Source organism: Pseudomonas kitaguniensis, from assembly GCF_009296165.1.
GTDB classification, from domain to species: Bacteria; Pseudomonadota; Gammaproteobacteria; order Pseudomonadales; family Pseudomonadaceae; genus Aquipseudomonas; species Aquipseudomonas kitaguniensis.
Genome location: NZ_VUAZ01000014.1, coordinates 20,715 through 39,876, shown reverse-complemented (window position 1 = coordinate 39,876; position 19,162 = coordinate 20,715). Strand labels below are relative to the sequence as shown.

At 58.6% G+C, this 19,162-nt stretch carries 19 protein-coding genes and 1 pseudogene; 11 read left to right on the top strand and 9 right to left on the bottom strand.

What is annotated here, in order from left to right; all coding sequences use genetic code 11:
• Positions 1 to 47: 47 nt before the first annotated feature.
• From F0169_RS03050 to F0169_RS03035, 4 genes are all read right to left on the bottom strand, one after another.
• Entirely contained in the window at positions 48 to 3,137 is a 3,090-nt protein-coding gene (locus F0169_RS03050; RefSeq protein ID WP_122250420.1) for an efflux RND transporter permease subunit, read from the bottom strand.
• Between the two features lie 3 nt (positions 3,138 to 3,140).
• Positions 3,141 to 4,190, bottom strand: coding sequence for an efflux RND transporter periplasmic adaptor subunit (locus tag F0169_RS03045; protein WP_241679038.1), 1,050 nt, complete (start codon positions 4,188 to 4,190; stop codon positions 3,141 to 3,143).
• A 37-nt stretch (positions 4,191 to 4,227) separates the two neighbouring features.
• The gene (locus F0169_RS03040) at positions 4,228 to 5,616 is read right to left on the bottom strand and encodes an efflux transporter outer membrane subunit (RefSeq protein ID WP_241679037.1); all 1,389 of its coding nucleotides are present in this window, start codon (positions 5,614 to 5,616) and stop codon (positions 4,228 to 4,230) included.
• A 197-nt stretch (positions 5,617 to 5,813) separates the two neighbouring features.
• Positions 5,814 to 6,539, bottom strand: coding sequence for a nitroreductase family protein (locus F0169_RS03035; protein WP_058412123.1), 726 nt, complete (start codon positions 6,537 to 6,539; stop codon positions 5,814 to 5,816).
• A gap of 98 nt (positions 6,540 to 6,637) precedes the next feature.
• On the opposite strand from F0169_RS03035, the gene F0169_RS03030 reads away from it, so the two are divergent.
• Together F0169_RS03030 and F0169_RS03025 are read left to right on the top strand one after the other, a co-directional pair.
• Complete coding sequence (locus F0169_RS03030; RefSeq protein WP_058412122.1) at positions 6,638 to 7,261, top strand: TetR/AcrR family transcriptional regulator; 624 nt, start codon at positions 6,638 to 6,640, stop codon at positions 7,259 to 7,261.
• A gap of 131 nt (positions 7,262 to 7,392) precedes the next feature.
• Complete coding sequence (locus F0169_RS03025) at positions 7,393 to 7,758, top strand: histone-like nucleoid-structuring protein, MvaT/MvaU family (RefSeq protein ID WP_058412121.1); 366 nt, start codon at positions 7,393 to 7,395, stop codon at positions 7,756 to 7,758.
• Positions 7,759 to 7,834: 76 nt separating this feature from the next.
• Here the strand turns inward: F0169_RS03025 and F0169_RS03020 are convergent, their stop codons facing one another.
• Together F0169_RS03020 and F0169_RS03015 are read right to left on the bottom strand one after the other, a co-directional pair.
• The gene (locus tag F0169_RS03020; RefSeq protein ID WP_058412120.1) at positions 7,835 to 8,086 is read right to left on the bottom strand and encodes a DUF1654 domain-containing protein; all 252 of its coding nucleotides are present in this window, start codon (positions 8,084 to 8,086) and stop codon (positions 7,835 to 7,837) included.
• 125 nt (positions 8,087 to 8,211) lie between these two features.
• Positions 8,212 to 9,299, bottom strand: a pseudogene (locus F0169_RS03015) (asparaginase).
• A gap of 491 nt (positions 9,300 to 9,790) precedes the next feature.
• On the opposite strand from F0169_RS03015, the gene F0169_RS03010 reads away from it, so the two are divergent.
• From F0169_RS03010 to F0169_RS02980, 7 genes are all read left to right on the top strand, one after another.
• On the top strand, positions 9,791 to 10,750 hold the full coding sequence (locus F0169_RS03010) for a sugar ABC transporter substrate-binding protein (RefSeq protein ID WP_152745456.1): 960 nt from the start codon (positions 9,791 to 9,793) through the stop codon (positions 10,748 to 10,750).
• Between the two features lie 61 nt (positions 10,751 to 10,811).
• Positions 10,812 to 12,359 (top strand): ATP-binding cassette domain-containing protein, encoded by a 1,548-nt coding sequence (locus F0169_RS03005; RefSeq protein ID WP_172979314.1) that lies wholly within the window; start codon positions 10,812 to 10,814, stop codon positions 12,357 to 12,359.
• Positions 12,356 to 13,333 carry an ABC transporter permease gene (locus tag F0169_RS03000; RefSeq protein WP_058412116.1) on the top strand — a complete coding sequence of 326 codons (978 nt, stop codon included), beginning with the start codon at positions 12,356 to 12,358 and terminating at the stop codon, positions 13,331 to 13,333. The genes F0169_RS03005 and F0169_RS03000 overlap by 4 nt, the downstream gene beginning before the upstream one ends.
• A 3-nt stretch (positions 13,334 to 13,336) precedes the next feature.
• Positions 13,337 to 14,359, top strand: coding sequence for a LacI family DNA-binding transcriptional regulator (locus tag F0169_RS02995; RefSeq protein WP_058412115.1), 1,023 nt, complete (start codon positions 13,337 to 13,339; stop codon positions 14,357 to 14,359).
• Positions 14,360 to 14,382: 23 nt separating this feature from the next.
• Entirely contained in the window at positions 14,383 to 15,300 is a 918-nt protein-coding gene (rbsK, locus tag F0169_RS02990) for a ribokinase (RefSeq protein WP_152745454.1), read from the top strand.
• Complete coding sequence (rbsD, locus tag F0169_RS02985) at positions 15,297 to 15,701, top strand: D-ribose pyranase (RefSeq protein ID WP_122250427.1); 405 nt, start codon at positions 15,297 to 15,299, stop codon at positions 15,699 to 15,701. Before rbsK ends, rbsD begins: the two co-directional genes overlap by 4 nt.
• A 26-nt stretch (positions 15,702 to 15,727) precedes the next feature.
• A complete protein-coding gene (locus F0169_RS02980) occupies positions 15,728 to 16,756 on the top strand; it encodes a nucleoside hydrolase (protein ID WP_058412112.1) in 1,029 nt (342 codons plus the stop codon).
• Positions 16,757 to 16,789: 33 nt separating this feature from the next.
• Here the strand turns inward: F0169_RS02980 and F0169_RS02975 are convergent, their stop codons facing one another.
• Entirely contained in the window at positions 16,790 to 17,002 is a 213-nt protein-coding gene (locus F0169_RS02975; protein WP_058412111.1) for a hypothetical protein, read from the bottom strand.
• A 173-nt stretch (positions 17,003 to 17,175) separates the two neighbouring features.
• Here F0169_RS02975 and F0169_RS02970 point away from each other — a divergent pair, with 173 nt between their 5' ends.
• Both F0169_RS02970 and F0169_RS02965 read left to right on the top strand, forming a co-directional pair.
• Complete coding sequence (locus F0169_RS02970; protein WP_172979311.1) at positions 17,176 to 17,484, top strand: hypothetical protein; 309 nt, start codon at positions 17,176 to 17,178, stop codon at positions 17,482 to 17,484.
• Between the two features lie 144 nt (positions 17,485 to 17,628).
• Positions 17,629 to 17,949 (top strand): I78 family peptidase inhibitor, encoded by a 321-nt coding sequence (locus F0169_RS02965; RefSeq protein WP_152745450.1) that lies wholly within the window; start codon positions 17,629 to 17,631, stop codon positions 17,947 to 17,949.
• Positions 17,950 to 18,022: 73 nt separating this feature from the next.
• Here the strand turns inward: F0169_RS02965 and F0169_RS02960 are convergent, their stop codons facing one another.
• Together F0169_RS02960 and F0169_RS02955 are read right to left on the bottom strand one after the other, a co-directional pair.
• Positions 18,023 to 18,235 carry a cold-shock protein gene (locus F0169_RS02960; RefSeq protein ID WP_058412108.1) on the bottom strand — a complete coding sequence of 71 codons (213 nt, stop codon included), beginning with the start codon at positions 18,233 to 18,235 and terminating at the stop codon, positions 18,023 to 18,025.
• Positions 18,236 to 18,524: 289 nt separating this feature from the next.
• Entirely contained in the window at positions 18,525 to 18,839 is a 315-nt protein-coding gene (locus F0169_RS02955; RefSeq protein ID WP_082649000.1) for a hypothetical protein, read from the bottom strand.
• Between the last annotated feature and the right edge of the window lie 323 nt (positions 18,840 to 19,162).

The window sequence follows — 19,162 nt, the reverse complement described above, 5'->3', positions numbered from 1 at the left end:
CTTGCAGAATGGGCGGGAATACCGCCCATTTTTACCCACAGGCTTGTCTACCGGGCAGTGAGGTGTTTGGCGGCAGGTGCCTGCGGCTTCGACGAAAACCTTCGATGAAGCATGCGCTCAACGTCGTTGATGTAAGTGAACGCCACAGGCACCACCAGCAAGCTCAATGCAGTTGAGGTCACCAGCCCACCGATAACCGCGATGGCCATCGGCTGACGGAAACTCGCATCGGCCCCCAGGCCCAGCGCAATCGGCATCATCCCGGCGATCATCGCCAGGGTCGTCATGATGATCGGGCGTACCCGCTTATGGCAGGCGTTAATCAACGCCTCAACCACCGACAGCCCCTGTTTCTGGATACCCATCAACGCGTACTCGACGAGCAAGATCGAGTTTTTGGTGACGATGCCCATCAGCATCACCAAGCCAATCATCGACGGGAGGCTCAGCATGCCGCGTGTCATCAGCAATGCCACAAAGGCGCCGCCTACCGACAGGGGGATGGCAAACAAGATTGTCAGCGGCTGAAAAAAGTCGTGAAACAGCAGCACCAATACGCAATACACACAGACCAGGCCGATGACGATTGCCATGCTGAACCCGGTCATAAGCTCTGCCATGGTTTCTGCGTCGCCGGATTCGATCAGCTCGACACTCGACGGCATGGACTGGATGGCGGGCAGCGCTCTGGCTTTGGCGAGTGCTTGCCCAAGCGGTGTGTGCCCGAGGTCCGCGGTGACCGTCGCATAGCGGCGTCGATCGTAACGGTCAATCTGGGTCGGCCCGCTCTCGATCGCCAACTGCGCGACAGTCGATAGCGGAATCAGCCCGTCACGCCCGCGAACCCTTAAATTAGCCAATGTTTCAAAGTCCTGGCGCGAAGCGTCCGGTATGCGCACCTGAATGGCTATTTGCCGGTTGTCGAGGTTGAGCTTGCCCATCTTTGCATCGAAGTCGCCGTTGGTGGCAATGCGCACTGTTTCGCCAATAGTCTCGGTGCTCACGCCACGCTCGGCTGCCTGCCTGGCGTCAGGACGCACCACGATTTCCGGCCGCTCGATACTGGCAGTTGAGGTGATGTTGGCCAGGCCGGCGACTTCCCTCAACTGCCGCTCCAGCGCCTGAGCCGTCGCTTTGAGCGCGGCCTTGTCGTCACTCGCTAGAATCAGCGACAGCTTCTCGCCGAGCCCGCCGGAGCCCAACGAAAACCGTGCGCCTGGCACTTCCTTCAAGGCAACACGTACCTGGTTTTCGATGTCGGTTTGCCCTGGGCGCTCACCGCGCGCCGACAGCACGAGCGTCATGGTGGCCCGGCGTAGCTCTGCTGCCTGGGTTTGCCCGCGCCCGGCAGGCTGAGCGACGCCCACGGTGCTGAACACATGCTCGATGCCTGGCAGGTGGTTGATGGCGCGGCTAACCGCCTCGGTTGTCGCCCGTGTAGCCGACAAACTGCTGCCGGGTGGCAGCTCAAGGTTGATGTTGCTGTAGCCTTTGTCTGACGCTGGCATCAGTCCGGTTTCAAGCAGCGGAACCACCGCTACCGAAGCAGCGAAAACCACAGCCGTGCCCAACATCGTCAGGCGGCGATGGCTGAGGCACCAGGCCACGCTGTGCAAATACAGCTTCATCAGCCTGCCATCCGGCGTTTCCTTGCCCTCGGTATGCGTTTTGAGCAAGTAGGTGGCCATCATCGGAGTCAGAACCCGCGCCACCAACAGGGAAGAAAGCACCGCCACCACGGCCGTCCAGCCAAACTGCTTGAAGAACAGCCCTGGAACCCCGCTCATCATTGCCGTGGGCAGAAACACTACAACCAGCGTCAGGGTGGTGGCCATCACCGCCAAGGCGATTTCGGTCACCGCGTCGCCGGCTGCCTGATGGATCGGCTTGCCCATGCGGCGGTGGCGTTCAATGTTCTCGATCTCGACAATCGCGTCGTCTACAAGAATGCCGACGATCACCGCCAGCGCCAGAAGCGTCAGGGTGTTGAGGGAGTAACCGAGCCAGTTCATCACAAGAAAGGTAGGCAGTATCGACAGCGGTAAAGCCGAGGCGGAGATCAATGTGGCGCGCCAGTCGCGCAAGAACCACCAGACCACCAGCACCGCCAGTAACGCGCCTTCATAAAGCATGTGCATTGAGCCCTCATACTGCTCATGCGTGTAATCCACGGTACCGGAAACTTTTGTAAAGTTCAGGCTTGCGTCCGCCGCGTGAAGCTTGTCGAGCACCTGCTGCACACCTGCGGCGACACGCGTTTCGTCGAAACCCTTGGCCCGATAGATCCTGAAACCGACCACCGGCTGACCATCCAGCGTGGCGAGCTGCGTGCGGTCTGCATAGGTATCCTTGATCAAGGCAACCTGGTCCAGGTTCACGCGTCGACCATTGCTGAGCACCACGGGGAGATTTTTCAGCTCGTCGGCAGTGCGCACTGTAGCAATAGTGCGCACTGCCTGCTCCGCGCCATTCACCTGGCCACGTCCCCCGGAGGACTCTTGCTCGACACTCTTGAGCGCCCTGGACACTTCGGCGGCCGTGGTGCCTTGCGCCTCCAGGCTGGCCGGGTCGACTTCCACCACTACCTGGCGGCTAACCCCACCGACGCGCTCAAACTTGCCAATACCGGGCACGCCCAATATGGCCTTGTTGACCGCATCATCGACGAACCACGAGAGCGCCTCTTCATCCATTTTCGAAGAGGCAGCGGCGTAGATTAATGTTGCGTCGTCGCTGCCTACACGAATCGCGCTGATCGAAGGCTGCTCCAGATCGCTGGGTAAATCGGAGCGAACTTTATCGACGGCATCTTTGGATTCAATCAGCGCATCAGATAACTTCTTTTCAAGGATGAACTCGACGTTAATGGTTACGCGCCCATCAACAATCGAGGTGCTCATGTGTTTTATCCCGGACAGCGTGGCGAGGGAGTTCTCTACCTTGCGTGCTACCTCCGTCTCTAACTGCGCCGGGGAAGCACCGGGTTGCGTCAGCGAAATAACCACTGAGGGCAGATCGATGTCCGGCATGTTGGCGATCGGCAACGCCCGAAAGCTTAGTATTCCGGCCATGGACAACAGTACGAAAAGCAGGATGGAAGGGATTGGGTTGCGGATCGACCAGGTGGCGAAGTTCATGGCTTACTCCTTCGCTTCAGCAGGTGCTGTTACGATGTGTACCCGATCACCGTCATTCAAAAAGGCGGCACCTTGCTCTACCACGCTGTCTGCAACGTTGATACCCGAAACAATTTCGACCTGGTTGTTCTGCCGGCGCCCCACCGTCACCGCTTGTAAGCTGATTCGGTCGTTGTCGACCACGCGGGGCACGTAGCTACGCCCATCACGTATGACCACACTCGCGGCCGGTATCACCACGGCGGCGCGCACAGCCAAATTAACCAGCCCTTTGGCATACATGCCGGCCCGTGCCGTGCTGCCGGGTTCGATGTCAGCGTAGGCGATGCCCAAACGCGTCTCGGTGTTCAGGTCCGGCGCGAGTTCACGCACCACTGCAACGGCTGAAGAGTCGTCAGGTAACGCCAGTGTGATGCGTTGGCCGGGTGTGACGTGGGCCAACTGCAGCGCGTTCAATTCGCCGCGCCATTCCAGCCGGCCTTGCCGGATCATGCGGAACAACTCTTGGCCGTTACCGTAAACCGCGCCGACGGTTGCAGAGCGAGCGCTGATCAAACCGTCATCTGGCGCGATGACTTTGGCATAACGCAGTTGCAGTTGAGTGCCGGTGAGCAACGCTTTGGCCACGTCGGCTTGCGTCTCATACTGAAGCACGTCCTGATCACTGATGCCGCCCGTGCCCTTCAATTGCAATGCGCGCTTGCGGTTGGACTCCGCTTGCAACCAGTTTGCGTTAAGGCGCGTGGCGTCGGCTTCGAGCAAGGCCGCGTCGAACGAGGCGAGCAGTTGCCCTCGCTTCACCGCGTCACCGATGTTCACATAGAGCTGAACCAAGCGCAGGTTTGAAACCTGGGACCCGATGACCGCTTCTTCCCAAGGCGCGATTGAGCCACTTGCCTCAAGTTTGACGGGCCAACTCAAGGTGGTCGCGGTCGCGACCGTCACCGTCAGGGCGGAGGCCGGCTGGGTGTCTGTTTGAGTGGCTGAGCGGGTGGGCGCAGACATGAAAATGGCGGCGATAACCAAGCCGGCGACCAGCGCAACGACGGCCATTGACCGGCCGCCAACTATCATCCGCAAGCACAATAATTTATTCATGGGAGGTGTTATCCGGAGTTAGGGCGATAGCTCCGCCGGTGGCTTTTACCAGCGAGATCCAGGCCTGTGCCTGATCGCGGCGTGCAGAGATTTCGGCATCCTTTGCTGAAGCGAATTGCCGGCGGCTGTCTTCCAGCTCAAACAGGCTGACAGCGCCCGCCTTCCATTGCGCGTCTGAGGCTTGGAAGGTGGTGCGGGCGGCGGCTACGCCTTCCTTGGTAGAGGTCAGCCGGGATTTTGCCGATGCCTGATCCGCCAGCGCGTTTTCGACGTCTTGAACGGTGGTTCTCAGCGTGCTTTTCAAGGTGGCGGCGGCGCGCACGTAGCGGGCTTTTGCAGCCTCGACTTTGGCCTTGCCTGCACCGCCATCGAACAGCGTGCCACTGAGGCTCGGGCCGATAGACCAGGTGTCGAAGTTAATGCTGGAACCGGCCATGCGAATCCACTGCCCGGTCAGCGCTGCGGCGAGATCGATACGCGGCAAGCGATCTGCACGCGCTACCGCGATGTCGGCCCAAGCGGCTGCAGTCTCACGTTCAGCTGAAACAACGTCGGGATGCGAGGCCAATACCGTTGCGGGTAGTTGAGGCACCGCAGCGGGCGCCTGCGGCATGTAGGCCAGTTCGCTCTCAGAGGCTGACGGTTGTGTACCCACAAGGTGTGTGACGCTGCCTGCCTCTGCGCCGGTCAACGCCACCAGCGCATTAACCAGGCGCGCGCATTGGTCTGCTTGAGTGGCAAGATTGGTCTGCGAGGTCGCTAAGCCGGACAGGATGCGTGCTTCGTCAACCGGTGCAGCAAAACCTGAGTTCAGCCGCAGTTGCGTCAATGCCAGGGTCTTTTCCCGGGAGGCAATGTCATCGATTAAAACGCGTCGCGAACTTTCACAGGCACGCAGGGAAAGCACGTCATTGGCAACATCGGCGGCCAAGGTCAGGCGCGTGGACGCCGCGTCTGCGGTACGCGCATCCAGGTGGTTTTGGGCGGCTTCTACTGACTGGCGAACCCGCCCGAACAGGTCCAGTTCCCAACTGAAAGTCGGCCCGACAGCGGCGGAGGTACTCTGTACCGTCACCCCTGATCCGGCGGCGGAAGTATCGCGACTTTTTTGCCGTGTGAAGCTGGCGTCGACGCCGACGCCAGGCATCGTTGCCGCTGTATCAGCAGTCAGCGTCGCCTTGGCCTCGTCAACCCGTGTCACTGCCTGCAGCAAGGTCGGGTTGCCTGCGAATGCGGCCTCTACCAGGGTATCAATAGCCTTGTCACCCAAAGGCTGCCACCAGGCATCGCCCGGCAAGGGCGCATGGCGTTTAGCACTGGCGGCGTCTACAGACCAGGTTGTGGGTGTCGGCGGGGTCGGCGTCACATAGGCCGGTTGCAACGCGCACCCTGCGCATACCAGTAAAGCCGCCACAACAAGTGGGGGCGCTATCCATCGCGATTGCCTGCAGCCCTGTTCGCAGGGCTCAGAGAGGCCTGCTCGACATTCGATCTGAGAAGTCATCTTGGATTACCGAAGAAGGTAATAGCGCTCTGAAAAGCTTTGCCGCAGCCCTGAACGGGCCACGCAAAAGTGGTTCAGTGTGAAATAACGATGTTTTCCATCGGGTTGCGCCAGCGTTCTTCGATCCTGGCGTCGGGCGCGCGGTACCCGAGTGCGATCACCAGCGGGATCACAGACCCGCGCTGTATGCCTAGAAGTTTTGCAACTTTTGTTGCCGAAAACCCTTCCATCGGGCATGAATCGATGCCTTTGGCCGCAGCCCCGAGCATGATGGTTTGAGCCGCAAATATGGCGTTGCGCGCAGCCCATTGACGACCTCCGATCAGGCCCACAGGCAACAGCGAAAGCGTGGGGCGTACCAACGCCGCAAGGAACACCAGCGGCGACCACGCTGCGCTGGAACCCAACCCCAATACTTTTTTGAACATCGCAATCTGCTTGCGGTTATAGGCCTTTGAATCAGCGCTCAAGGCAGAGTGTTCGAGATGCTCAAGTTGCGCTTGGGCGGTACGTATCCCAAGTGCGGGGCTGGCCACGATCACCACGAACTCGGATGCCGATGCCGCTGCTTTTTGCCCATTGCAGGCTGCCGCCATGCTGGCTTTAAGCGCTGGGTCGCGGACGCGGTGAAACTCATAGGGCTGCATGTTTCCGCTTGACGGAGCGTGAGCGGCCTCCACCAGTAGCTCGTAGACGTCGCCATCCGGCAACGCTGCTGAACTGAATTTTCGGATGGCCCTGCGAAAGCGGTTCGCGGCCCGGAAGCTGTCCCAGCGTTGTTCCAAATCATGCGTATTCATGGCTGCAATAGTCTCGGTACGTGAGCAACGTTGTGTTCTCACGTCCAAAATAGTAAGTTAAAGCTTAGTTTTTAAAAGCTCATGTTCTTGAGGTGACCTTGAACAAAAGCCGTATGCCCGTCAGCCCCAGGAAAATGCCGTCCCAAGCACGTTCGCGGGCGACGGTCGATGCGATTATTCAAGCAGCGACTTACATTTTGACCCAGGTAGGTTGGGAGGGGCTGACCACCAACGCGATTGCAGAGCGTGCAGGCGTCAACATTGGGTCGCTTTACCAGTTTTTTCCTAATAAAGAGGCGATCATTGCGGAGCTGCAGCGGCGTCATGCCGATGCAACGCAAACTGATTTATTCAAGGTGTTGGAGGTTCTACCGAACCAGCGCTCTCTTCGGGAGGCGCTGACCATGATCGTGGAGATGATTGTTGCCGAACACCGCGTCGCGCCCGCGCTGCACAAAGCCATCCACGAGGAGCTACCCAGTACCGTCAGGCACATGGGTGACAATAACGATCAATTACAGCATCAGTTTGCAGAGGTACTCAGGCCGTTCATGAAGAACGTGCCGGACCCGGATCTTTCGATCTATTTGATGGGCATCGCCGTGCACGCCATCATTCACACCGTGACGGCTGACCGTCCTGCATTACTTGGCCAGCCAAGCTTCACCGTGGAGGTCGTGACGTTGCTGGAGAATTATCTGCACAGGCAAAATATTAATTAACGCAAAGAAATTACCGCCGTTTCACATTCAACTCGACGGCACTTCTGGGCAGGGGCTATTGTCCGATCAAGCAATCTAGCTAAATCTTGATTTGGCACAGATTTCACTGCTTACTCTAAGAGAGATTACCCATGTCCAAACTCGCAGAATTCCGCCAGCTCGAAAAACATCTTGCTGAACAACTCAAGGCACTCGAAGCGCTGAAGGGCGATGCCGGCCTTAAGAAAGAAATTGAATTTGAAACCAAGCTGCGTGATTTGCTCGCAAAATATGGCTACAGCCTCAAGGACGTGGTCAATCTGCTTGATCCACAGGCGGGTCGTCGTGCTCCCGTGGCCGCACCGAAGTCCGGCACCCGTAAAGCTCGCCAAGTGAAGGTTTACAAGAACCCGCACACCGGTGAAGTCATTGAAACGAAGGGTGGTAATCACAAAGGCTTGAAAGAGTGGAAAGCTGAACACGGTTCAGACACCGTCGAGTCCTGGCTGAACAAGTAAGCTTAAGTTGACTATAAAGGGCCAGTATTGGCCCTTTTTTATGGGTGTTGTTTTTGTTGCGCCGGCAGCGTTCAGGTCAATCTTCCTTCGGTACAACCCAGAAAATCTGCACACCGCCGTCATCCCGATAGGCGAGGGTGACGTTGTCGTTCTCTGCAATTTCTTCCAGCAAGCGTGCCCAGTCTTCCTCCGGCTCGTCCGGCAGACGGAAAATCAACGCTGTTTTGGATTTCTGGGCGTTGGTTGAATTGATGATTTTTTGCACACGAACGCCGAGGCGTGCGTAAGCATCCGGCGGAGTAGGCGCTGCGGAAGAAGACTTTGCCACGGAATATTCCTTAGTTTGCTGTACGTGCATACAGTATTTAACTGTAAGCAATTTCGCAACTGCTTAAAATTCACGTGCCGGCAGGCAGAGGCGGGTAACCCGCCTCTGCCCAGCGTTGTCAGGAATTAATATTCCCAGAAGATCCGTTGCAGCTCTTTGCTGTCCTGAGTCTTCGTCAGGGCAACCATGGCCAGGATTCGTGCTTTCTGCGGGTTCAGGTCATGCGCCGCAACCCAGTCATACTTGTCGTCCGGCTGTTCGGCATTGCGCAGAACGAAGCCGCCGGCATTCACGTGGGAAGACCGAATGATCTGCACGCCTTGCTTGCGCAGTTCTTGCAGGGCAGGCACGACCTTGGAGGACACCGAACCATTGCCGGTACCGGCATAGACGATTGCCTTGGCGCCAGCCTGGGCCAGCGCCTTGACGCTGGTGTCGCCGACGTTGCCATAACCGTAGGCGATTTCCACGTCCGGCAGGCTTTTGATGGTCTTGATGTCGAACTCTGAATCCTGAGTGTGGCGCTTGGCAGGCAGGCGGAACCAATAGGATTTGCCTTCAACCACCATGCCCAGCGGGCCCCATGCGCTCTTGAACGCTTCAGTCTTGATGTTGATCATCTTGCTGACGTCGCGGCCCGATTGGATTTCGTCGTTCATGGTGACCAGCACGCCTTTGCCGCGTGCTTCCTGACTGCTGGCCACCGCAACCGCGTTGTACAGGTTGAGCATACCGTCTGCCGACATCGCGGTGCCTGGGCGCATGGAGCCGACCACCACGATTGGCTTGTCGGTTTTTTCCACCAGGTTCAGGAAGTAAGCGGTTTCTTCAAGGGTGTCGGTGCCGTGGGTGATCACGATGCCGTCCACGTCCTTACTGTCGGCCAGTTCGGCAACGCGGCGCCCCAATTGCAGCAGGTTTTCGTTGTTGATGCTTTCGGAGGCGATTTGCAGGACTTGCTCGCCGCGTACATGGGCGATCTGGCCAAGCTCGGGAACGCCTGCGATCAGTTGCTCGATGCCGACTTTGGCTGCCTGATAGGTAGCGCTGTTGGCGCGCTCGCGCCAGCACCGGCAATGGTGCCGCCGGTGGCGAGAATGACTACGTTGGACAGTTTGGTCTTGGGTTCAGCGTCCTTTGCCTGGGCGGCAACGGGGAACAGCAGCAGTAGGGCTAGAGCGCCCGGAACAAAGGTCTTCAGTGCAGATTTCATTATTTTTCTCTCTGATTTTTGATGAGTGCTGATGCAGGTTCATCTAGAGCGCCCGGGCGGTTCTGAACGCCGCGAGGTGCTGAGAAAGAGCAGGATTTGTACCAAGCTGATTGTGTCTGCGGTTATAAATTAACGTATTGATTTAAAACAACTTATGTTTAATTTTTAGATGAGTTGGGGTGGCGCTTGTCCGGCTTTCCGAACAATGAAGGGGCGTGCGTTCGGTTGTCCGAAAACCATGATGGAGTATCGACGGCGCACATAACGCATGCGCGCTACAGTCGGTCGTTTTAGAGAACGACTGGGGGAGGGCGATGTTTAATCAAATCAACCGTGTGACCTGGGGTCTGAACCTCGCATGCTTGAATGAACGGCGTTTTTCTTCCGTTGACAAATCCCGACAAGGTTCTCATAGTTTGACTAACGCAAACGTTTGCGAGATGCTTCACGGCAAGCGTTGCTTACAATAATCATAAGATCGGAGTGAACCCATGAAGCTGCCATTCGCTGCACGTCTTCTTGCTGTCGCTGTGCTTGCTGCCGCATCCGCTGCTCTACCCCTTTCCTCTGCCTTTGCTGAAGACACCGCCGCCAAACCCAAGGTCGGCCTGGTGATGAAGTCCCTTGCCAACGAATTTTTCGTCACCATGCAAGAGGGCGCCAAGTCTTATCAGAAGGAGCACGCTGCTGACTTCGACATGATCACCAACGGTATCAAGAACGAAACCGATACCAGCGCGCAGATCGATATTGTCAACCAGATGATCCTCGCCAAAGTAAACGCCATCGTCATCGCCCCGGCCGACTCCAAGGCGTTGGTCACCGTGCTGAAAAAGGCTTCCGATGCCGGCATCAAGGTCGTCAACATCGACAACCGCCTTGACCCGGACGTGCTGAAAAGCAAAAACCTCGACATCCCGTTCGTGGGTCCGGACAACCGCAAAGGCTCCAAGCTGGTCGGTGACTACCTGGCCAAGCAGCTGGCCGCGGGTGACAAAGTCGGCATCATCGAAGGCGTACCAACCACCACCAACGCCCAGCAGCGAACCGCAGGCTTCAAGGATGCGATGGACGCCGCCGGCATGAAAATCGTGTCTACCCAATCGGGTAACTGGGAAATCGACCAGGGCCAAAAAGTCGCTTCCGCGATGCTGAGCGAATACCCGGACCTCAAGGCTCTGTTGGCCGGTAACGACAACATGGCGCTTGGCGCTGTCTCGGCCGTACGTGCCGCAGGCAAGGCCGGCAAAGTGCTGGTCGTGGGCTACGACAATATCGAAGCGGTCAAGCCGATGCTCAAAGACGGCCGCATCCTGGCGACCGCCGATCAGGCCGCCGCCCAGCAAGCCGTGTTCGGTATCCAGAACGCGCTGAAGCTGGTCAAGGGTGAGAAAGTCGACGCCAAAGACGGCGTGATTGAAACGCCGGTCGAACTCGTCCTCAAGCAATAATCCTGGCAGCACCCAACAGCGCCCGCTCGTCCTGAGCGGGCGCCTGGAGATTTCCTATGTCATCTTCCGCCCCGAACGCTGTCCTCTCGTCAGCGGTATCGGCAAAACCTATGCCCAACCGGTTCTGTCCGACATCACCCTGACGCTTAATCGCGGGGAAGTGCTGGCGCTGACCGGTGAGAACGGCGCAGGTAAAAGCACGTTGTCGAAGATTATCGGCGGGCTGGTCACGCCGACTGACGGGCACATGCAGTTCAATGGTCAGGATTACCGCCCCGGCAGCCGTACCCACGCCGAAGGGCTGGGCGTGCGCATGGTCATGCAGGAACTCAACCTGTTGCCCACCCTCACGGTCGCCGAAAACCTGTTCCTCGATAACCTGCCCAGCAACTGCGGTTGGATCAGCCGCAAGCAATTGCGCAAAGCCGCGATCGAAGCCATGGCGCAAGTCGGCCTCGATGCGATCGACCCGGACACCCTCGTCGGCAGCCTCGGCATCGGCCATCAACAAATGGTCGAAATCGCCCGCAACCTGATCGGCGACTGCCATGTCCTGATTCTCGACGAACCCACGGCCATGCTCACCGCGCGTGAAGTCGAGATGCTGTTTGAACAAATCACCCGCCTGCAAGCGCGCGGTGTGGCGATTATTTATATTTCTCACCGGCTCGAAGAGCTGGCCCGCGTCGCACAGCGCATTGCGGTATTGCGCGACGGCAAGCTGGTCTGCGTCGAGCCGATGGCCAACTACAACAGCGAGCAGTTGGTGACCTTGATGGTCGGTCGCGAGTTAGGCGAACAGATCGACTTGGGCCCGCGCACCCTCGGCGGCCCGGCCTTGACGGTGAAAGGGCTGACCCGTTCGGACAAGGTTCGCGACGTGTCTTTTGAGGTGCGCGCCGGTGAAATCTATGGCATCTCGGGCCTGATCGGTGCCGGTCGTACCGAACTGTTGCGGCTGATCTTTGGTGCCGACCTGGCCGACAGCGGCACGGTGGCGCTGGGCTCGCCAGCGCAGGTTGTGAGCATTCGTTCGCCGGTGGATGCGGTCGGTCATGGCATCGCCCTGATCACCGAAGACCGCAAGGGCGAAGGCCTGCTATTGACCCAGTCCATCAGCGCCAATATTGCCTTGGGCAACATGCCGGAAATTTCCGCTGGCGGCGTGGTGAATAGCCGTGACGAAACCGCCCTGGCCAAGCGCCAGATCGATGCGATGCGCATCCGCAGCTCAAGCCCGGCGCAGTTGGTGTCCGAGTTGTCGGGCGGCAACCAGCAAAAGGTCGTGATTGGTCGTTGGCTGGAGCGCGATTGCGCGGTGATGCTGTTCGATGAGCCGACGCGTGGCATCGACGTCGGCGCCAAATTCGATATTTATGCGCTGCTCGGCGACCTGACTCGCCAGGGCAAAGCGCTGGTCGTGGTGTCCAGCGACCTGCGTGAACTGATGTTGATCTGCGACCGAATTGGCGTGCTCTCCGCCGGGCGCCTGATCGATACGTTCGAGCGTGACAGCTGGACCCAGGACGAATTGCTCGCCGCCGCGTTTGCCGGCTATAAAAAACGTGATGCGCTGCTCAACGACGCAGTGCTTAGGGATACCCCATGAAAACTACACATTCGCCCGGTAAAACCGCTGGCAACTTCTATGGCCTCGGCACCTACCTGGGGCTGGCGGGCGCCTTGTTGGCGATGATCGCGCTGTTCTCGGTGTTGAGCGATCACTTCCTGTCCTACGACACCTTCAGCACCTTGGCCAACCAGATCCCCGACCTGATGGTGCTGGCGGTGGGCATGACCTTTATCCTGATCATCGGCGGTATCGACCTGTCGGTGGGCTCGGTGCTGGCACTGGCCGCGTCGGCGGTCAGCGTGGCGATTCTCGGCTGGGGCTGGAGCGTGTTGCCAGCGGCCTTGCTCGGCATGGGTTGTGCGGCGTTGGCCGGCACCATTACTGGCTCGATCACTGTGGCCTGGCGCATTCCTTCGTTTATCGTGTCCCTCGGCGTGCTTGAAATGGCGCGCGGCGTGGCGTATCAGATGACCGGCTCGCGCACCGCCTACATCGGTGACTCGTTCGCCTGGCTGTCGAACCCGATTGCCTTCGGTATTTCGCCATCGTTTATCATTGCGCTGCTGGTGATTATCGTCGCCCAACTGGTGTTGACGCGTACCGTGTTTGGTCGCTACCTGATCGGTATCGGCACCAACGAAGAGGCCGTGCGGCTGGCCGGCATCAACCCCAAGCCCTACAAGATCCTGGTATTCAGCCTGATGGGCCTGTTGGCCGGTGTGGCGGCGTTGTTCCAGATCTCGCGCCTGGAAGCGGCAGACCCGAACGCCGGCTCCGGCCTGGAGTTGCAGGTGATTGCGGCCGTGGTAATCGGCGGCACCAGCCTGATGGGCGGGCGCGGCTCAGTTATCAGTACGTTCTTCGGCGTGCTGATTATTTCGGTATTGGCGGCGGGCCTGGCGCAGATCGGTGCTACGGAGCCGACCAAACGCATCATCACCGGTGCGGTAATCGTGATTGCCGTGGTCCTCGACACCTATCGTAGCCAGCGCGCCAGTCGGCGGGGCTAAACCATGGCAACGATCAAGGATGTGGCAGCGCTTGCGGGTATTTCCTACACCACCGTGTCACATGTGGTGAACAAGTCGCGGCCGGTCAGCGAGCCTGTGCGGGTCAAGGTCGAGGCGGCGATCAAGCAACTGGACTACGTACCGAGTGCGGTCGCGCGCTCGCTCAAGGCCAAGACCACCGCCACCATCGGCCTGCTCGTGCCCAACAGCCTCAACCCGTATTTCGCGGAGTTGGCGCGAGGCATCGAGGATTATTGCGAGCGTAATGGCTATTGCGTAATCCTGTGCAACTCCGACGATAACGCCGAGAAGCAGCGCAGCTACTTGCGGGTGTTGCTCGAGAAGCGCATCGACGGCTTGATCGTGACCTCGGTGGGCGGCGACGACAGTGGCCTTGCCGCCGGCTTGAACGCGGTGCGCACGCCGATGGTGATTGTCGACCGCGCGCTGGACGGTATAGATGTCGACCTGGTGCGTATCGATCACGAGCAGGGCGCCTACTTGGCGACCCGGCATTTGCTTGAGCTGGGCCACCGCGACATCGCCTGTATCGGCGGCCCCGGCCACACCCGCGTGGCGCAAATGCGGTTGGCCGGGTATCACCGCGCACTGCATGAGGCGGGCGTGGAGGTGGCGGCCAGTCGGACGCAGGCGAGTGATTTTACCAGCACCGGCGGTTATGCCGCAGCGGTGCAATTGCTCTCGGAAAACCCGCCCAGCGCGATTTTCGCCAGCAATGACATGATTGGTTTCGGCGTATTGCGCGCCGCGGCCGAGCGTAATATCCGCGTGCCGGGTGAGCTGTCGGTCATCGGTTTTGATGATATTCAAATGGGCCGTTACGTGTACCCGGCGCTGACCACGGTGGGGCAGTCGATCGTGCAATTGGGCGAGACGGCCGCCGAACTTTTACTGCGACGAATTGCGACACCCCAACTGCCGATCGATCAACGCATCGTGACGCCGAGTATTGTTTTGCGTGAGTCGACGGCACCGTTTGCCGGTGTGTTCGCCCATTACCGCTGAACCGAATTGATGAGAATTGATGTATGCCAGCAAAAGTAGTGGTAGTAGGCAGCTTGAACATGGACCTGGTCACCCGCGCCAGCCGCTTGCCGCGCGCCGGTGAAACCTTGATCGGCCAAACCTTTGCAACCGTCCCCGGCGGCAAGGGCGCCAACCAGGCCGTGGCGTCGGCGCGCCTGGGAGCTGAGGTGGCGATGATCGGCTGCGTCGGCACCGACGCCTATGGCAGCCAATTGCGCGATGCGCTGCAGGTAGAGGGCATCGATTGCCAGGCCGTGAGCAGCGTGGACGGTTCCAGCGGCGTGGCGTTGATTGTGGTAGATGACAGCAGCCAGAACGCGATTGTGATCGTGGCCGGCAGCAACGCTGAACTGAGCCCCGCGTCGTTGCACGCCGCTGACGCTGTGTTGCAGGCGGCCGACGTGATCATCTGCCAGTTGGAAGTGCCGATGAACACCGTGGGGCACGCCCTGAAGCGCGGTCGTGAACTGGGCAAGACGGTGATCCTCAACCCGGCGCCGGCCAGTGGCCCGTTGCCGGCTGAGTGGTACGCCTCGATCGATTATCTGATTCCCAACGAAAGTGAAGCCAGCGCATTAAGTGGCGTGCAGGTTGACTGCCTGGACACCGCCAAGCTCGCGGCAACGCAACTGATCAACGCGGGCGCCGGCAAGGTCATCATTACCCTCGGCGCCCAGGGCGCGCTGTTTGCCGATGGCAAAAATTTCGAGCATTTAGTGGCGCCCAAAGTCAAGGCGGTGGACACCACGGCCGCCGGTGACACCTTCGTCGGAGGCTTTGCCGCAGCGCTTGCCAACGGCAAAACCGAAGCCGAGGCCATCCGTTTTGGCCAGGTGGCAGCGGCGTTGTCGGTGACTCGCGCCGGTGCGCAACCTTCTATCCCTACGCTGCATGACGTTCAAGGTTTTGTGCCCTCATGAAAAAGACACCTCTGCTCAATATTGCCCTGTCACGCGTGATCGCATCGTTGGGGCACGGCGATATTCTGGTGATCGGCGACGCTGGCCTGCCGGTGCCGCCGGGCGTCGAGTTAATTGACTTGGCGCTGACTCAGGGCATTCCGGATTTCATCAGCACCCTGCGTATTGTGCTGAGCGAGATGCAGGTGGAAAGCCACGTGTTGGCGGAAGAAATTCTGCTCAAGCAGCCGCCGGCGCTGGCGGCACTTAACACCTTGACCGCGCAGGCAGCGCTCGGCGAGCGACGCCTGCTCAGCCACGAAGAATTCAAGCAGCTCAGCCGTAAGGCCCGCGCCGTGGTGCGCACTGGTGAGTGCCAGCCTTACTGTAATATCGCGCTGGTATCCGGCGTCACCTTCTAGCGTTTTCCCAAGACAAGGAGAGTTTCATGCAACGTGGTCTTCCCACCCTGAAAAACCTGTTTCGGAGTGTTTTGCTTTTGTCCGCGCTCACTGCAGCCAACGCCCACGCGGCGGAAAAAATCGACCTGATCATCGACACCGACCCGGGTGCCGATGACGTGGTGGCCTTGCTGTTCGCGATGGCCTCCCCAGAGGAATTGAGCATTCGTGCGCTAACCACCGTTGCGGGTAATGTGCGGCTCGACAAAACCTCCCGCAACGCGCGCCTGGCGCGCGAGTGGGCAGGGCGTGAGGACATCCCGGTGTACGCCGGTGCACCAAAACCGCTGCTGCGCACGCCGATTTATGCCGAGAATATTCACGGCAAGGAAGGTATCTCCGGCGTCACCGTGCACGAGCCGAAAAAAGCCCTGGCCGAAGGCAATGCGGTTGATTACTTGATCAAAACCCTGAGCACCGCCAAGCCGCACAGCATCACCATCGCCATGCTCGGCCCGCAGACCAACCTCGCACTGGCACTCACCCAAGCGCCGGAAATCACCCAAGGCATCAAGGAAGTGGTGGTGATGGGCGGCGCGCACTTCAATGGCGGCAATATCACGCCGGTGGCCGAGTTTAATCTGTTCGCTGACCCGGTTGCGGCCGAGATCGTGCTGAAAAGTGGCGTCAAGCTGACCTACCTGCCACTGGACGTGACCCATAAGGTGCTGACCAGTGACGCGCGCCTGAAAAAGATCGCCGACCTCAATAACAACGCCAGCAAGGTCGTCAGCAGTATTCTCAATGAATACGTAAAAGGCGATATGGAACACTACGGCATCCCCGGCGGCCCGGTACACGATGCCACTGTGATTGCCTACCTGCTCAAGCCTGAGCTGTTCAGCGGCCGTGAAGTTAACGTGGTCGTCGACAGCCGCGAAGGCCCGACCTTCGGCCAGACCATCGTGGATTGGTACGATGGCCTGAAACAACCGAAGAACGCGTTCTGGGTTGAGAACGGCAATGCTCAAGGCTTCTTCGATCTGCTGACCGAGCGCCTCGCGCGTCTGAAGTAATGTGCTTGCCGGTCGGCGTTCGCCGGCCGGTTCTTATTCGCGCTCGGGGTTGTGTGCGCCCATATGATCGGCCGGGTATTTCTCGAATACCTGGCCGATGAAGGCCTGCGCGGCTTGGGTGCCCATCTCTTTGACCAGCAAGTCGATGCCAATGATTGCCAACTCTTCCGGGCTTCCAGGGCTGTAAGAGCCCTGTCCTTGAGGCCACTTGGCTTTGATGTCGGCTTGCAGGGTTACGGTGCTCATGGTGTGGGCTCGCGGGGCTGAATTACTGTGTAGTGCGCTGAAACGCGGTTCTTGCCGCCGCAGTTAAGCATTTTTGCGGTGTGTTTGGCACTGCTACTTAGGCCGCAGGTGCTTCGAAATGAGGCACACGCTGTGCGACACTGTCCGCCATCTTAATTGCCGGGGACCACCGCGTGCAGATCGACTTGAACAACCCCGATGGCCTGACGCTGGAGGCTGTTCGTCAATTGCTCGCCAGTGCGAGTGACGACGAACACACCCAATTACGCGTGACCAAGGCCGGTATCGCCTTTATATCCTCCGGCAAAGCCGTAGGCGGTGTGGACATCGATGGCCTGCTTTTTCGCCTGGAAACCTGGGCTAAAGGCTCTGGTTATGTGGGCAACGTAGCGGCCAGCGATGAAGTCTGGGTGATGCAGATTTTTAATGCGCTCAAGCAAAACTGGCCAGACCCGCCGTTTGACTACATCGACGTCTACTGAATACGTTCATATCTGGTGACGATTGCCTGGGCGAATGCGCGTCTTGAGTCAGGCAGACTGGCCGCTTGGCGATTTACGTCTTGAAACCTATCCGCCTTGCTGCTGTCGCACGATCTCTGTCCATTTTTTTACATAGGAGGCTTCATGCCTTGGAAGCTCGCATCATTCGGTACTCTGTTGGCTGCACTCGCGTTGGCGGGTTGCAGCACTCCGGGCGCTCCAGCGCAAGGCAAAGAGGCCGCCGTTGCTGACCCAGCCTATAGCCGCTGTGAATCGAAAGCCGCCGAGTTCGCCGTAGGCCAGAAGGCCTCGCCCCAATTGCTGGATCAGGCGCGTACGCGTGCCGGTGCGCAGAACGCAAGAATCCTCAAGCCCAACGATATGGTCACGCTGGAATACCGCTCCGACCGCCTGAACCTGAACACCGACGACGACCTGGTGATTACGCGAGTCAATTGCGGCTGATAGCCCGCCGGCTTTTCTAATGCGCATAAAAAACCCCGTCACATGGACGGGGTTTTTTTTAGCTCAGCGCAGATTACTCAGCGCGAACCTGTGCAGCTTGCATACCCTTTTGGCCTTTCTCAGCCACGAAGGAAACGGTTTGGCCTTCTTTCAGGCTTTTGAAACCGTCGCTTTCGATAGCTTTGAAGTGTACGAACAGGTCGTCACCGCCACCTGTAGGAGTGATGAAGCCGAAGCCTTTTTCATCGTTGAACCATTTAACGGTGCCGTTTTGGCGATTAGACATGGTGTATCTCCAAGAAACATATATTTTCAGTAGTGCTGTGCTGCTCAGGCCAACTGGGCACACCGGGGTATCATAGTCGAAATGTTCGACTTGGGAGCCCCCCCTAGGCACTGTTTGCTAATCAATAGCGTTGCGTTTAGTTCTTCGGCTGGCTGAAAGCCCCGATCTACGGGGCTTTGGCACGAAATATCAGCTGATAAAAAAAGCCGTAAAAGCTGCGTAATTTGTGAGAAATAGCAGTTTTAACCGCGTTTTTCACGCAATCCGGCGGTCGGATCAGCGGCCTTCATTACTTTTTCTTCACGACTTTGCAGGAAGAAATCGCCGTGACCGCTTTGGTCTTGAGCTCTTGGCTGGCATTCTGGTTGGTCATGAGCTCTTTGATCTCTGCAGTGCTCAATTCAGCGTTGATCTTGTCGGCGCCGCATTCACAGTGATCTTTGGCAGTTTTGGCGTCAACGTTCTGGCTGGCGGCCGCACTGCAATCTTTGACGAAGCTGTCACGGGCGCCGTCCGGCCAGTTCGATGGCGCAGCAGCTTGGGCGCCGAGGGACAGGAATGCCAGGGAAGCGGCGAGAGCGAGGGTCGAGGTAAAACGCATCATGTGGATGCTCCTTTGGGTCGAGGACGAACGGCGATTCTCGGTGCGTTTGAGGCGTGGCGTACAGCCCAAGTTCACTTTCGCCGCTATAAAAGCGTGAATTTGTATTTACGCGTGCCGGCACCGGCGCGATGACCGTTCATCTGTGCTAGCATCCTGCGCTTGGCTTTTTCCAGGCGCGCCAATTGCCGCCTTGCCATCTTTTTGATTTCACTCCAGTCACTCTGGTTCGATTATCGGTTGGCCGAAAGGCTCCTGCCGCTGTAAGGCAGGCGTTCAGCATTGAACGGCCTGGTATTGGATCTTGTACTGGCTCATCCCAACCC

Excerpts from the sequence above, each read along its gene's own strand:
- F0169_RS02965 (WP_152745450.1), top strand. The coding sequence starts at position 17,629 with ATGCCTTGGAAGCTCGCATCATTCGGTACTCTGTTGGCTGCACTCGCG.
- F0169_RS02955 (WP_082649000.1), bottom strand. The coding sequence starts at position 18,839 with ATGATGCGTTTTACCTCGACCCTCGCTCTCGCCGCTTCCCTGGCATTC.
- F0169_RS03010 (WP_152745456.1), top strand. The coding sequence starts at position 9,791 with ATGAAGCTGCCATTCGCTGCACGTCTTCTTGCTGTCGCTGTGCTTGCT.
- F0169_RS02995 (WP_058412115.1), top strand. The coding sequence starts at position 13,337 with ATGGCAACGATCAAGGATGTGGCAGCGCTTGCGGGTATTTCCTACACC.
- F0169_RS03050 (WP_122250420.1), bottom strand. The coding sequence starts at position 3,137 with ATGAACTTCGCCACCTGGTCGATCCGCAACCCAATCCCTTCCATCCTG.
- F0169_RS02980 (WP_058412112.1), top strand. The coding sequence starts at position 15,728 with ATGCAACGTGGTCTTCCCACCCTGAAAAACCTGTTTCGGAGTGTTTTG.
- F0169_RS03045 (WP_241679038.1), bottom strand. The coding sequence starts at position 4,190 with ATGGCCGTCGTTGCGCTGGTCGCCGGCTTGGTTATCGCCGCCATTTTC.
- F0169_RS02975 (WP_058412111.1), bottom strand. The coding sequence starts at position 17,002 with ATGAGCACCGTAACCCTGCAAGCCGACATCAAAGCCAAGTGGCCTCAA.
- rbsK (WP_152745454.1), top strand. The coding sequence starts at position 14,383 with ATGCCAGCAAAAGTAGTGGTAGTAGGCAGCTTGAACATGGACCTGGTC.
- F0169_RS03000 (WP_058412116.1), top strand. The coding sequence starts at position 12,356 with ATGAAAACTACACATTCGCCCGGTAAAACCGCTGGCAACTTCTATGGC.
- rbsD (WP_122250427.1), top strand. The coding sequence starts at position 15,297 with ATGAAAAAGACACCTCTGCTCAATATTGCCCTGTCACGCGTGATCGCA.
- F0169_RS03035 (WP_058412123.1), bottom strand. The coding sequence starts at position 6,539 with ATGAATACGCATGATTTGGAACAACGCTGGGACAGCTTCCGGGCCGCG.
- F0169_RS02960 (WP_058412108.1), bottom strand. The coding sequence starts at position 18,235 with ATGTCTAATCGCCAAAACGGCACCGTTAAATGGTTCAACGATGAAAAA.
- F0169_RS03025 (WP_058412121.1), top strand. The coding sequence starts at position 7,393 with ATGTCCAAACTCGCAGAATTCCGCCAGCTCGAAAAACATCTTGCTGAA.